Source organism: Achromobacter veterisilvae, assembly GCF_037619525.1.
GTDB lineage: Bacteria > Pseudomonadota > Gammaproteobacteria > Burkholderiales > Burkholderiaceae_B > Achromobacter > Achromobacter veterisilvae.
In genome coordinates this window covers 4777249-4790647 of record NZ_CP148753.1, presented here as the reverse complement: position 1 = coordinate 4790647, position 13399 = coordinate 4777249, and the positions used below count along the sequence as shown (strand labels likewise).

Annotated in this window: 14 protein-coding genes; 7 read left to right on the top strand and 7 right to left on the bottom strand. The window is 61.4% G+C overall.

The window, feature by feature from the left end; translation table 11 throughout:
• Window positions 1–17 precede the first annotated feature (17 nt).
• The 5 genes from WHX56_RS22155 to WHX56_RS22135 all read right to left on the bottom strand — a co-directional run bounded on the left by WHX56_RS22155 (window position 18) and on the right by WHX56_RS22135 (window position 2993).
• A complete protein-coding gene (locus WHX56_RS22155; RefSeq protein ID WP_338879023.1) occupies window positions 18–617 on the bottom strand; it encodes an OmpA family protein in 600 nt (199 codons plus the stop codon).
• A gap of 2 nt (window positions 618–619) precedes the next feature.
• Entirely contained in the window at window positions 620–1114 is a 495-nt protein-coding gene (locus WHX56_RS22150) for a hypothetical protein (RefSeq protein WP_338879021.1), read from the bottom strand.
• A 181-nt stretch (window positions 1115–1295) separates the two neighbouring features.
• Window positions 1296–1502, bottom strand: coding sequence for a hypothetical protein (locus tag WHX56_RS22145; protein WP_338879020.1), 207 nt, complete (start codon window positions 1500–1502; stop codon window positions 1296–1298).
• Between the two features lie 99 nt (window positions 1503–1601).
• Window positions 1602–1982, bottom strand: a complete 381-nt coding sequence (locus WHX56_RS22140; protein WP_129242476.1) for a DCC1-like thiol-disulfide oxidoreductase family protein — start codon at window positions 1980–1982, stop codon at window positions 1602–1604.
• Between the two features lie 60 nt (window positions 1983–2042).
• The gene (locus WHX56_RS22135) at window positions 2043–2993 is read right to left on the bottom strand and encodes a GlxA family transcriptional regulator (RefSeq protein WP_129242477.1); all 951 of its coding nucleotides are present in this window, start codon (window positions 2991–2993) and stop codon (window positions 2043–2045) included.
• A 115-nt stretch (window positions 2994–3108) separates the two neighbouring features.
• On the opposite strand from WHX56_RS22135, the gene WHX56_RS22130 reads away from it, so the two are divergent.
• Window positions 3109–3705, top strand: a complete 597-nt coding sequence (locus WHX56_RS22130; protein ID WP_338879019.1) for a LysE family translocator — start codon at window positions 3109–3111, stop codon at window positions 3703–3705.
• 22 nt (window positions 3706–3727) lie between these two features.
• On the opposite strand, the gene WHX56_RS22125 is transcribed toward WHX56_RS22130, so the two are convergent.
• Entirely contained in the window at window positions 3728–4354 is a 627-nt protein-coding gene (locus tag WHX56_RS22125) for a DUF2239 family protein (RefSeq protein WP_422393669.1), read from the bottom strand.
• Between the two features lie 206 nt (window positions 4355–4560).
• On the opposite strand from WHX56_RS22125, the gene guaB reads away from it, so the two are divergent.
• The 3 genes from guaB (at window position 4561) to WHX56_RS22110 (ending at window position 9699) form a co-directional block, all read left to right on the top strand.
• The gene (gene guaB, locus WHX56_RS22120) at window positions 4561–6021 is read left to right on the top strand and encodes an IMP dehydrogenase (protein WP_129242480.1); all 1461 of its coding nucleotides are present in this window, start codon (window positions 4561–4563) and stop codon (window positions 6019–6021) included.
• 117 nt (window positions 6022–6138) lie between these two features.
• The gene (guaA, locus tag WHX56_RS22115; protein ID WP_338879017.1) at window positions 6139–7731 is read left to right on the top strand and encodes a glutamine-hydrolyzing GMP synthase; all 1593 of its coding nucleotides are present in this window, start codon (window positions 6139–6141) and stop codon (window positions 7729–7731) included.
• A 597-nt stretch (window positions 7732–8328) separates the two neighbouring features.
• Entirely contained in the window at window positions 8329–9699 is a 1371-nt protein-coding gene (locus tag WHX56_RS22110; RefSeq protein WP_338879016.1) for a PIN domain-containing protein, read from the top strand.
• Between the two features lie 99 nt (window positions 9700–9798).
• Here the strand turns inward: WHX56_RS22110 and WHX56_RS22105 are convergent, their stop codons facing one another.
• Window positions 9799–10176 carry a hypothetical protein gene (locus WHX56_RS22105; RefSeq protein WP_338879015.1) on the bottom strand — a complete coding sequence of 126 codons (378 nt, stop codon included), beginning with the start codon at window positions 10174–10176 and terminating at the stop codon, window positions 9799–9801.
• A gap of 144 nt (window positions 10177–10320) precedes the next feature.
• On the opposite strand from WHX56_RS22105, the gene WHX56_RS22100 reads away from it, so the two are divergent.
• From WHX56_RS22100 to WHX56_RS22090, 3 genes are read left to right on the top strand one after another with little or no spacing between them, the layout of a single operon-like run.
• Window positions 10321–10524, top strand: coding sequence for a helix-turn-helix domain-containing protein (locus WHX56_RS22100; RefSeq protein WP_338879014.1), 204 nt, complete (start codon window positions 10321–10323; stop codon window positions 10522–10524).
• Window positions 10525–10540: 16 nt separating this feature from the next.
• On the top strand, window positions 10541–10912 hold the full coding sequence (locus WHX56_RS22095; RefSeq protein WP_338879013.1) for a hypothetical protein: 372 nt from the start codon (window positions 10541–10543) through the stop codon (window positions 10910–10912).
• Window positions 10909–13398 (top strand): Hsp70 family protein, encoded by a 2490-nt coding sequence (locus WHX56_RS22090; RefSeq protein ID WP_338879012.1) that lies wholly within the window; start codon window positions 10909–10911, stop codon window positions 13396–13398. The genes WHX56_RS22095 and WHX56_RS22090 overlap by 4 nt, the downstream gene beginning before the upstream one ends.
• Window position 13399: the final 1 nt, after the last annotated feature.

The window sequence follows — 13399 nt, the reverse complement described above, 5'->3', positions numbered from 1 at the left end:
GACGGCGCGCGCCGCGCTCAGCGTTTGGGCAGCACGAATTCCACGCGCCGGTTCTGGGCGCGGCCCTGCGGATTGTCCGCGCCGTTGGCCAGCTTGTTCGGCTGGACCGGCCTGGCATCGCCCAGGCCTTTCGTGGACAGCCGCGCCGGGTCCACGCCGTGGCCCGCCAGCCATTGCGCCACCGCCTTGGCGCGCCGCAGCGACAGTTCCTTGTTGTAGGACGCCGACCCCTTCGAGTCGGTGTGCCCCTCGATGGCGACGGTGCCGGCGGAGCCGGACTGGATGAGGCCGGCGATGTCGTTCAGCGTCGGCTCGGCGGCGGGCAGGATGGCGGCCTTGTCGAAGTCGAACAGCACGTCGCCCAGCATCGACACGGTCACGGCATTCTTGTCCTGCCGCACCGACAGCCCTTCGTGGCGGGCCGCCAGCCCGTCCACCCGGGCGGTCAGGTCGGACACGCCGCCGCCGGTGTCGGAAGGAAAGCCCTTCAGGTCCAGGACCGTCGCCCGGAGATCCAGGATCTCGGCCTTGTAGGGCGGTTCTTGCGCAAAAGAGCCGCTGGCGGCGGCCAGCAAAGTCGCGGCCAGCAGCGTCGACGCGCCCGGGTGGCCGGCCATGGTCAGCGGTCGGAAATCTTGATGGCGTCGAAGGTTTCGACGCCCGGGATCGTCAGGGAGACTTCGGCGATGTCTTTGGGCGGCGCGGGGAACTTGCCCTGCCAGGAGCCGGCGATGGGGGCCTCTTTCGAGGTCCGGATGACCAGTTTGGGATTGGTCAGCGGCTTGTCGTTGCTGTCTTTCAGCAGCAGGTATTTCTTGTTGCCGGCGACGACGTAGAAACTGTTCTCGTAGTCGTTCTTCGAGATCGACGTGTAGACCATCTCCGTCTTGCCCGGCACGATGGGCTTGAACCGTATCTTGATGGACAGGATGTCGCCATTGCGCACCGCTTCGATCACCTGGCCCTCGGCGCTGCCGGTGTCGATCATGCCGGTCGCCAAGGGCGTGGGGGCGTCGGCCTGGGCAAAGGCGGCCTGTCCGGCGGCGGCAAGCGCCAGGCAGGCGCCAAGGGCGCAGGCGGCAGCGGTCTTTCCGATCGAAGTCACGATAAGCATCCTTTATTGTGCAAAGACCATACAGGGCGATATATCGGGACGCGGACCAGTGCTTTCGGCCTGGTCCGGCGTCCAACGCGAGATGGTCCGCTTTTCGGGGACTTATTGCAGTTCGATATTTTTCCAAGACGTTACGGAATCTGGCGACGCCGCCAGCAGGGGGAAACCATGCGCCGGGCGCTCATCCGCCGCGGTGTCCGTGGTAGCGCGGCGCGGCGACGCTATGGACGTTTTCCTTGTGCCGCGATTCGACCAGCGCCTTGCGCCGGGCCTGCTCATGCTGCTGGTCCGACTTTACCCGTTCCTTTTCGGCGCGCGGGGGCGCCGGCGTGCCGGAATCGGGCGCGGCATGGGCCGGGTTGGGGTGGTGGGGGGTGTGGGACGTCATGATGCGTACCTATCCAGGTGCCGCGGCTTATGCCGCCATTCCCACGTTACGCCCGCCGCCCGCGTTTCTCAAGCAAGGCGGGCCGGGAAGGACGCGGTGCTACACCTGCATTTTCTTCTTGCCCAGCAAGGTCAGCGCCAGGCTCCTGCCCGTGCGCATGAAGGGGTACAGGGCGGTCGACAGGCAGGGATTGCGGAAGATGGCGGCGTTGACGCTGTTGAACAGGTCGTTGCCGGTGCTGATCAGCGCCAGCCGGTTGATGCAGTCCGCGCCGAAAAAATCCTGTCCGTTCAGGTGCAGCAGCATGCCCTGGTTCAGGTCGTATCCCTGCGCCTTGTAGGCCACCGCCAGGTCGGGATGGTCGCGCATGTTCAGCAGGTCGACCGGGCCCACGGCCTTTTGCAATTGCAGCATCTGCACGTAGTTCGAGCAGAAGGGGCAGTCTCCGTCGTAGAGCAGGAAGTTCTTCGCGATGGCCATGATGCACCGTGTGGAATGCGCGGTGCGCGAAAGGCGCCCGCCAGTTCCGATTAAAGCGCATCAGCGCAATTGGCGCACGCCGTGTCCCAGGCGCCGCCGCAGCAGGTTGCGCAGGGTGACGCCGTCTGCGTACCCGACCTGCGCGGCGATCTGTTCCAGCGACAGGCTGCTGGTCTTCAGCAGATGGGCCGCGCGTTCGACCCGCAGATCCTGGAAGAACGACAGCGGGCTCTTGCCCAGCACCTGCTGCGTGCGGCGCGCCAGCGTGCGCTTGCTGGCGCCCAGGTCCTGCGCGGCCGCATCCAGCGAGAACCCTTGCGCGAGGTGTTCCCGCGCCCAGCGCTCGAACGCCTGGACCAGCGGATCGGCATGCGCCAGATGGTCGGACAGCGCGTAGGCGGATTGCGCGGGCCGCTGGTCCACGATCAGATAGCGCGCCACCAGCGAGGCGAGTTCGGGGCTGGCCTGGCGCACCAGCCACAGCGCCATGTCCATGTGGCTCAGCGCCGCGCCGGCCGTCAGGAACGCCGACGAGCGGACCAGCATGCGGCTGTCCTCCAGTTCCACCGCCGGGTAGCGCTGCCGGAACAGCGGCGCCAGCCACCAGGTGGTGGTGGCCTTCTGGCCGTCCAGCAGGCCCGATTCCGCCAGCACGAAGGTGCCGATGCAGGCGGCGGCGGTGTTGCCGGCGGGCGCGCGTTCCCGCAGCATCCTGCCGCTGTCGCGCACGTCGGGGCGCGACAGCGCCGGCAGCAGCGTCTCGGGCATCTTGTAGCCGATGGCGGGAATTACGATCCAGTCCGGGTCGGCCGGATCGGGATCGCCCGAGACCGGCACGCCGAACCCCTGGGACGTGCGCACCTTGCGGCGCATGCCCACGATGCGTGTCTCGAACGGCGGAATGCGGGCCGGCAGCATGGGCGCCAGCTCGTTGGCCGTCGCGAACACGTCCAGGATGGCGGACAAGCCGGTATCGAACACGCCGTCCAGGGCGAGGATCTGCATTTTCATGGCAAGAACGCTATCGAAGATGTCAATAGCGCCAATATTAATAACGCCGGCGCCGGCCCACAATGCGGCTGTCTTTCATCGGGAACAGGGCGCGCCGCGCGCCGGGAGCCGCATCTTGTCCGTCGAAAACCTGCTCGCTTTGGCTACGTTCGCCTTGGTGACTTCCATCTCGCCCGGCCCCAGCAACGTCATGTTGATGACCTCCGGCGCCAACTTCGGCTTTGCCAGGACGCTGCCCCAGGTGCTGGGCATCACGGTCGGTTTCACATCGCTGCTGCTGGGCGTGGGGCTGGGACTGGGCGCGCTGTTCGAAGCCTGGCCGGCCCTGTCCCTGGGGCTGAAGATCATCGGCGCGGCCTATCTGCTGTACCTCGCGTGGCGCATCGCGCTGTCGCGCTCGATCGCCTCGGACCCGGCCGCATCGGCCCGGCCCCTCAGTTTCATGGAGTCGGCCTTGTTCCAATGGGTCAACCCCAAGGCCTGGATCGTGGCGCTGGCGGCCGTGGCGGTCTATATGGATGCCGCCGCGCCCTGGGTGTCGCTTGCCTGGATGTGCGCCGTATTCGCGCTGGTGAACCTGCCCGCCGTGTCCGTGTGGGCGGGCTTCGGCGTGGGGCTGCGGGGGTTTCTTGCGCGGCCCGGACGTCTGAAGGGCTTCAATATCGGCATGGGCGCGCTGCTGGCGCTGACGCTGTGGCCCATGCTGCGCTGAGCCCGGTGTCGCGCCAGCGCCCTCAGTTTGCGGCCTCGTCGGAGGGCGAGGCCCACGCCAGGCCCGTGGCGTAGCCGCGCACGTCCTGCGGCCAGTCCGCGACGTGCCGGGCGAAACGCTCCCGGTCTTCCGCATAGAGCGCCCGAGTCGCTTCCTCGAAGCCGGGCAGGTTGCCCGCCATGCTGGACATGAAGCGGTAGGCGGCTTCCTGGCGGTCGCGCCGCCGGTCCCGCGCCTCGTTGTCGCGGCGCGCCTGTTCCACCAGCTTGCGCAGCGCCACCGACGCGCCGCCGGGCTGCGCGCCCAGCCAGTCCCAGTGGCGGGGTAGAAGCGTCACTTCACGCGCCACCACGCCCAGCCTGGGCCGGCCCCGGCCGCGCGGCTGTGCTTCGTCGGCGGCGTCGGCGCCGGTTGCGGGCTCGGGCGGCGCGGCCTCGGCGCGCGGGCGATGACGTTCGGCGATGCTGGCGTCGTCGCCGCTCAGGTCCAGGTCCACCTGCTTGCCCGACAGGTCGTCGAACACCAGGATGGCGGCGTCGTCGCCGACGGCCATCGCTCGTTTGACGGCCAGCGCTACGTCGGCCAGCGCGCCGGCGGCAAGCATGCAGTGGCCCGCGAAAGCGGTATGCGGATCGGCGGGGCGGGGCATGGGGATGTCGGTCATGTTTTTATCCGGGAAAAATTGATGAGCGAATTATGATCCGGGTAAAAATTGGAGTCAATATGTCCGGGTAAAAATAAACAGACGCTGTTCCAGGCGCCCAACGCCGCAGAAATATCCCCGCGTACCTAGGGTGAACACCTAGGCAAAACACACAGGCGGCGTATAATCTTGCTTTGCGCCCGGAGTTACCCATGCGTCTCGTACAAAAAGCGCTCACCTTCGACGATGTGTTGCTGGTGCCTGCGTATTCCGAGGTCCTGCCTCGCGACACTTCCCTGGCTACGCGCCTTACTCGCAATATCAATCTGAACATCCCGCTCGTGTCCGCCGCCATGGACACCGTCACCGAATCGCGCCTGGCCATCGCCATGGCGCAAGAGGGCGGCATCGGGATCATTCACAAGAATCTGTCCGCCGACGCCCAGGCCCGTGAAGTGGCCCGCGTCAAGCGCCACGAATTCGGCATCGTGATCGACCCGGTCACCGTCACCCCCCAGATGAAAGTGCGCGACGCCATCGCGTTGCAGCGCCAGCATGGCATCTCGGGCCTGCCGGTGGTGGAAGGGCGCAAGCTGGTCGGCATCGTCACCAACCGCGACCTGCGCTTCGAAGAAAACCTGGACCAGCCCCTGCGCAACATCATGACGCCGCAGGAACGCCTGGTCACCATGAAGGAAGGCGCCACGCTGGACGAGGCGCAGGCCCTGATGCACAAGCACCGCCTGGAGCGCGTGCTGATCGTGAACGACGGCTTCGAACTGCGCGGCCTGGCCACGGTCAAGGACATCGTCAAGAACACCGAGCACCCCATGGCCAGCAAGGACGGCCAGGGCCAACTGCGCGTGGGCGCCGCGGTGGGCGTGGGCGCCGGCACCGAAGAACGCGTCGAGAAGCTGGTTGCCGCGGGCGTTGACGTGCTGATCGTCGACACCGCCCACGGCCACTCCAAGGGCGTGCTGGAAGGCGTGCGCTGGGTCAAGCAGAACTATCCCAAGGTCGAAGTCATCGGCGGCAACATCGCCACCGCCGCCGCCGCGCGTGCGCTGGTCGAGTACGGCGCCGACGGCGTGAAGGTTGGCATCGGCCCCGGCTCCATCTGCACCACCCGCATCGTGGCCGGCGTGGGCGTGCCGCAGATCCATGCCATCTCCGAAGTCGCCAAGGCGCTGGAAGGCACGGGCGTGCCGCTGATCGCCGACGGCGGCATCCGCTATTCGGGCGACGTCGCCAAGGCGCTGGCCGCCGGCGCGTTCGCCTGCATGATGGGCGGCATGTTCGCCGGCACCGAAGAAGCGCCGGGCGAAGTCGTGCTGTTCCAGGGGCGTTCGTACAAGTCGTACCGCGGCATGGGCAGCCTGGGTGCCATGACCGACGGCTCGGCCGACCGCTACTTCCAGGACCCGTCCAACAACGCCGACAAACTGGTCCCCGAAGGCATCGAAGGCCGCGTCCCCTACAAGGGCAGCGTGCTGGCCATCATTTACCAACTGGTCGGCGGCATCCGCGCCTCGATGGGCTACTGTGGCGCCGCCACCATCGACGACATGCGCACCAAGGCCGAATTCGTGGAAATCACCTCTGCGGGCGTGCGCGAGTCCCACGTGCACGACGTACAGATCACCAAGGAAGCGCCCAACTACCGCGCCGACTGATCCGTACAGTCAACTACAATGTCATGCATCACGCACCGGCAGAACCGCAAATGAACCAGCGGTTCTGCCGGTGCGGTTTTATTTACTGCGATTTCATTCATTACCGGTAGAGTCTCCATGCACCAGCGCATCCTCATTCTCGACTACGGTTCGCAAGTCACCCAACTGATCGCCCGCCGCGTCCGCGAAGCCGGCGTCTATTCCGAAGTGCATCCGGGCGACGTCGACGACGCCTTCGTGCGTGAACAGATGGCGCAAGGCCTGAAGGGCATCATCCTGTCGGGCAGCCACGCTTCCGCCTACGAAGAAGGTTCCATGCGCGTGCCGCACGCCGTATTCGAACTGGGCGTGCCCGTGCTGGGCATCTGCTACGGCATGCAGTCCATGGCGCAGCAATTGGGCGGCGTGGTCAGCTTCTCCGACCACCGCGAATTCGGCTACGCCGAAGTCCGCGCCCACGGCCACACCAAGCTGCTGGAAGGCCTGGAAGACTTCGCCACGCCGGAAGGCCACGGCATGCTCAAGGTCTGGATGAGCCACGGCGACAAGGTCACCGAACTGCCCCCGGGCTTCAAGCTCATGGCCTCCACGCCGTCCTGCCCGATCGCCGGCATGGCCGACGAAGACCGCAACTTCTACGCCGTCCAGTTCCACCCCGAAGTCACGCACACCGTCCAGGGCAAGGCCATGCTGGCCCGCTTCGTGAACGAGATCTGCGGCTGCGAAGGCGACTGGAACATGCCCGACTACGTGGCCGAAGCCGTCGCCCGCATCCGCGAACAGGTCGGCGCCGACGAAGTCATCCTCGGCCTGTCCGGCGGCGTGGACTCGTCGGTTGCCGCCGCGCTGATCCACAAGGCCATCGGCGACCAGCTCACCTGCGTCTTCGTCGACCACGGCCTCTTGCGCCTGGACGAAGGCAAGCAGGTCATGCAGACCTTCGCCGAAAACATGGGCGTGAAGATCATCCACGTCGACGCCACCGCCCAGTTCATGGGCAAGCTGTCCGGCGTGGCCGATCCCGAAGCCAAGCGCAAGATCATCGGCCGCGAATTCGTCGAAGTGTTCCAGGAACAGGCCGGCAAGCAAAAGAGCGCCAAGTGGCTGGCCCAGGGCACCATCTACCCCGACGTCATCGAATCGGCCGGCGCCAAGACGGGCAAGGCCACCTCCATCAAGTCGCACCACAACGTGGGCGGCCTGCCGGACACGCTGAACCTGCAACTGCTGGAGCCCCTGCGCGAACTGTTCAAGGACGAAGTCCGCGAACTCGGCGTGGCCCTGGGCCTGCCGCCGCAGATGGTCTACCGCCACCCGTTCCCCGGCCCCGGCCTGGGCGTGCGCATCCTGGGCGAAGTGAAGCACGAATACGCCGAACTGCTGCGCCGCGCGGATGCGATCTTCATTGAAGAGCTGCGTAATACCAAGGATGAAGCTAGTGGCTTGACCTGGTATGAGCTGACGTCGCAAGCGTTTGCGGTTTTCCTGCCGGTGAAGTCGGTGGGTGTGATGGGGGATGGGCGGACGTATGAATATGTCGTGGCCTTGCGTGCGGTGCAGACGTTTGATTTCATGACGGCGGATTGGGCGCCGTTGCCGCATCCGCTGCTGGCTCGGGTTTCTTCGCGGATTATCAATGAGGTGCGGGGGATCAACCGGGTGGTGTACGACGTTTCGAGCAAGCCGCCTGCGACGATTGAGTGGGAGTGATTCCCTTGGTTGTCACGCGGTGAACGGAAAAGGCGCTTCGGCGCCTTTTTTTGTTGGGCCCTTGACTCCGAATTCGACTGCACCACGGGGAAGAACGAATCTGTGAATACCGCTAGTCCCTTTATGTGCTGGAAGATCTTTAACATGAGTTCCATTGAATATCGGATTGTCCCTATTGAACTTGCGGTCCAGGTCGCTTCAATCTTCGAGGGCTTGCATAGAACGCCGTTAGAAAATAACTTTATGGTTGCCAGATTTTGCGATAGTCAAGCAGCAGCGTTCTAGCGGAAGTCTGTCCAAGAAACGCGATCAAGAATTAGTATGGTGTGAACACGCTTGGCTGTTCTTCAGCATTCCGACAAGCCAGCGCAATGGTCAGCCTCGTGGTCGCTTTCAGTCAGAGGAGCGCGAATGTGTCTAAATAAGCGATAGTTTGCGCATTGAAATATTTGATCTTGTTATCTGGACGCGCGAAAGAATGCTTGAGCCGAGGCGGTAGAATTGGTCAAGATCAATGGTTTGATTGTGTCGTATATTCATACATCATCGCGTCGATAAGTCGCTCAGGACCTCCTGGCGTGTTCCCGAAATAGTCCTATGCAACGCTACGCACCAGATACCAACTTCTTCCTTCAATTCAAACCGGCCGAAGATTTGCCGTGGTTGGACTTGACGGAAGCCGCTGATATCGAACTCATCGTGCTTTCTGAGGTTTTGAGGGAGCTGGACAATCACAAGAATGGCGGAAACGAACGACGCGCGCAACGATCCCGCCGGGTATTGCAACTGTGTCGTCCGCTCATTGTGGGAGAGAGCGAAGAGCTACAAGTTCGTGAGAAGAGCCCACGCGTCACGTATCGCTTGGCGCCTGCTCTGTCCGGCGATCAATCTAAACGCGATTCTTGGGACACCAGTACAGCGGACGGTAGAATTGTCGGGGAGGCTTTGGCTTGCGACACCCTTGTGGGAGGCCTTTCCTTGCTTACCCACGATAGCTTGCCAATGCTCACCGCACGACGGCAGGGATTGTCCGTTGTGTTACTTCCCGATTCGTGGCGTCTGGCACCGGAGCGCGATGCTAAGGACAAGGAGATTGCAAGCCTTAGAGAAGAACTCATGACCATTAGGCAGCGGAAGCCTGACGTCGTTGTGCAGGTATTACATGCAGGCGAGAGTGTTAAGCGTATCGAGGGAAATCTCGTCCGCTACACATCGCTATCTGCGCAATTTCTGATGCGAGCCATGCGAGCGTTGACTGCTCGGCACCCGGACGAAGCATCACGAATAGCCGGCCGTATAACGGTCACCCGCGAAGCCGATCGAGAAACGTATGAGCGTGAACGTGCTAAATGGGTGGCTACGGTTCGAGATAAATTGGAACGCCATCCGAACGTCCTCAATCTTGAAAATAGCGTTTTTCCGCTGAATCTGACGTTCCAGAACCTTGGGTCGGAAAGCGCGGAATCTCTTGTGGTGGAAATCTTCGCGGAAGGAAGCATTCGTTTGGTTAGCCCGGATGGCTTGACCCGATTCTTGCAAGAGTACAAATTTGAACTGCCACGGCCTCCTCGAATGCGTTATCTGATGGATTTTGGCGATCTGAGCAAAAGTTACAACACACCGCTTTCAGATATTCATCGCTTTAGAGGTATGGACAATCCTCCCAATATACTGCCCCGCGACTTCCATTGGCAGTTCGACAGTTCCAACGTGTCTAGTCCGCGCCTTGAGGGCGTTTGCGCCGATTTCCGGCATCAGATACATAAGGAGGAAGTTTTAGTGGCGTTGTCTGTGCCTGTGGTATACGCGGATAATCCTGTCGGCCGCATTCGCATCCGGTATTCTGCGAAGAACCTGATTCAATCTGTGGAGAAGGTATGGCCTGTGCGGTTCACGTATGCTTGGCGAGACACCGAGCCCGTAACTGAGCAATTCTTGAAAGAACAGCTTGATGTGCAGTTGGGTTGATCGCTTCCTTTTGGCGTCTCCTGGCGGGGCCGGTCTTTGCCCCAAGCGTAGTCCGGCGGAACAGGTAAGAATAATATGAAGATTGTTATTCTTACCGTCTTACCCAGCCCGGCAGTAACTACGGCGGCAGCCAGGTGGCCGCTTTTTGCTATTCAATCCCGTATCTGATCTTCGCGTGGGCCGCGATTTCACGGGGTGCTCAATATAGGCCACGTCACCAGTGGCCTCAGCGTGGGCCAGATACGCATGTATGGCTTCCGCGCTTTGCAAGTCCTCGACCAACAATTCGCGGCCGACTGCCGGGACATCAACCCATTCGCGCTGTGCCGGTGATAGTGGATAGCCACCGGCGGCTGTGGCCTCGGCCAGCACATCGTCCGCGTTCAGCTCGACCAACAGCTCGGCCACGGAGCCAACGCGCATTACGCGACCGGCTCGGCTATCTGCAATCGCGTCTTCAGTGCTCTTCTTGCCCATGTCGGCTCTCCGTTTGGTAGCGGCCGTTCAAGTTTCTCTGAATCTCCTGAATTTTTCTCTTATTGAACAATATGCAAGGAGCGCATCCTTGAAAATTTTGTACTATTATGAACTAATTTGACACACAGCAGAGCAGGCGCCGCCATGCCTACAAGCAACGACGACGAGTTCCTTACCATCAAGCAGGTAGCAGAGCTCCTGAAAGTTACGGAACGAACGATATACAGGCTGGCGGCGGCCAAGCAGATTCCCGCGTTCAAAGTTGGCGGAACGTGGCGATTCTCCAGGGCTGAGATCAAACAATGGATTCAACGGCAGCAAGAAGGCGGCAAAGCCGATAAGACGTAACTCACAGGAGGGCTTGATGACTCAGCAGACCGAAGGCGCTGAACGGATGGAGCAATCGCTGATCGACATCGCTGTCGAGAGCTGGCGCTTTTCGCGCCTGTTCGGAAAAGTGGTCGGCAAGCTCGACGCAGGCGAGTCAGGTCGCTACATCAACCAGATCCGCTACTTCCAGAAGAAGGTCGAGGACAGCCTGGACTCGAACGGTCTGAAGCTGGTCAACGTCGAGGGGCAGCTCTACGACGCAGGGATGGCGGCTTCTGCCTTGAACTTGGGTGACTTCGGCCCAGACGACACGCTACTCGTCGATCAGATGCTGGAACCAATCATTATGGGGCCGAATGGCTTGCGTAAAGAAGGCACGGTAATGCTCAGGAAGGTGAAAGCATGAAATACGTAGGCATCGATCTGGGCACGACTAATAGTGCCATCGCTTCGTGGGATGGAGAAAATATCCGGCTTTATAAAAGCCCTGAGCAGCACGACGTCACGCCGTCCGCAATTTTTATTGATCGTCGGGGCAACAAGTACTTAGGCTCACGCGCTTATAACAATGCTGCACGTAGTCCGGAGAATGCTGCCACGCTGTTCAAGCGACTCATGGGCACGAGCACTCCCGTAAAGTTGCCCGCCGTCAATCTAATCATGACCCCGGAGGAATGTTCTGCGGAGGTACTGCGCGCACTCTTTGGTTATTTGCCGGAAGAACTTCGCACCGATGGTGACACCGGCACCGTCATCACCGTTCCGGCCGCGTTCAACCAAATGCAGAAGGACGCCACGATGGCTGCCGCCGATGCAGCCGGGCTCGGGCGGGTTGCGTTGATGCAAGAGCCGGTTGCTGCGGTGATGAGTGTCATGCGCCAGCGCAAGAACGACGGCATTTTTGTCGTGTACGACATTGGCGGTGGCACGCTGGATGTGGCCATTGCCGAGAGTATCGGTGGCCGCGTGAATCTGCTTGCTCATGGTGGCATTGCTATGTGCGGTGGGCGCGACTTCGACCGCATTCTGTTCGACAATGTCGTCAAACCGTGGCTGCTCGAAAACTTCGATTTGCCAGAAGATTTGGCCTCCAATTCCCAGTACAAATCCTTGCGCACCATTGCGACCTGGGCGGCTGAGAAGGCGAAGATTGCACTATCGCAGAGTGAAGAGTCCGTCATTAGCCTTGCTGAGAATGAGCTTGGTGTACGTGATCAAGCTGGTGAAGAAATCTACCTCGACATTCCGATCACCCGGAGCCTTTATGACGATTTGATTGCCGCCAAGGTGGACGAGTCCATTCAGGCCACCCGCGAGAGCATCGAAAAGGCTGGTCTGAGTTCACACGACGTGGAGCGGATTGTCTTTGTAGGCGGGCCTGCACAGTATAAAAACCTGCGTGATAAGGTGGCATTCGAGCTTGGCATCGCGCCGTCCACCGACGTGAACCCGATGACCGCCGTTGCCGAAGGTGCGGCAGTGTTTGCCGAGTCCATCGATTGGGCGTCGCAGAGCCGTGGGCGCAAGAGTTCCCGTGGGGCACTCAGCACCGGTGGCGCGCTCGACCTTTCATTCAACTACATCGCTCGCACGCCGGAGCACAAGGCCAAGATCGTCGCCAAATTATCGCGTGCGCCCGCTGGCATCGAGTTCCAGATCGACAGCCTTGACACAGGCTGGTCGTCGGGGCGTGTCGCACTGAAGGACGGCGCGAGCGTCGAACTCAGCCTGACCAAACCCGGCGACAACATCTTCAAGGTGTTCGTGTTCGACGCGAACGGCGCTTCCATTGCTCTGGGCGAAGACAAAATCGTCATCGCCCGCACCGCCGCCAGTATCGACGCCATTCCCGCGTCCCACTCCATCGGCGTGGAAGCTCGCGACAAGGTTGGCGGGCGCTTGGTACTGGACTACCTCGTGCGTGAAGGTGACCAGTTGCCTAAAAAGGGCAAGAAATCGTTCAAGGCGGGCGAGTCGCTCAAGGCCGGCAGCGCCGGTTCGATCAAGTTCAAACTGTGGGAAGGTGAAATTTCCGACGCCATCAACGATAACCGTTTCATTGGCATGTTCGAGATCAAGGGCACGGACTTCGACGATGGCGTCATCGCCGCAGGCGCGGAGATGGTCTGCGAGTTCGAAGTGCTCGACTCTGGCAACATCAAGTTGGAGGTTTCAGTTCCCTCCATCAGCGGTTCATTCGAAAGCGGTCGCAACTTCTACTCCAGCCAAGAAGGCAAGCTCGACTACTCCAATCAGGCAAGAAATATTCAGGAGCAGTCGGAGCACACGATGGAGCGCCTCGAAGAAATGGCATCCAAAGTGGACGACCCGCGCTTGGAGCAGGCCCGCGAAAAACTGGAGCACGCCAGCACTATTGAGTCGGGCGAAGCTGATCCGGAAACAGCGAAACAGGCAATGGACAACGTGCAGGAGGCCAAGCGCCTGCTCGCGTTGACCCGCAAAGAGCACCTGAAGGACATCCGCCAACTCGAACTGGATAGGGCGGTCGATTTCTTCGAGAAGGTCGTACGCCAGCACGCTCGCCCCACCGAGGCGTCGTCGTTCGACAACTTGGCCAAGACGGCACAGCGCGCGCTTGAAAACAACAGCAGCGACTTCGAGTCCCACCTGGACGATCTGCGCAGCCGCAACTTCATGATCTTGTGGCGTCAGGATTGGTTCGTGATCGACCACTTCAAGCGTCTGGCCCAAGCGAGCTATCTTTTTTCTGATGCCAGAGAACATGAACAGCTTGTGGCGGTCGGAACCGAGGCCATTAAGGCCAACGACATCGACAAGTTGCGCACAGTGGTTGGCCGACTCTTCTCGATCCAAGTCGGCTCTGCGGGCGACGATGACATGATGGCCGGTGCCAATATCGTTCGGAGTTGAT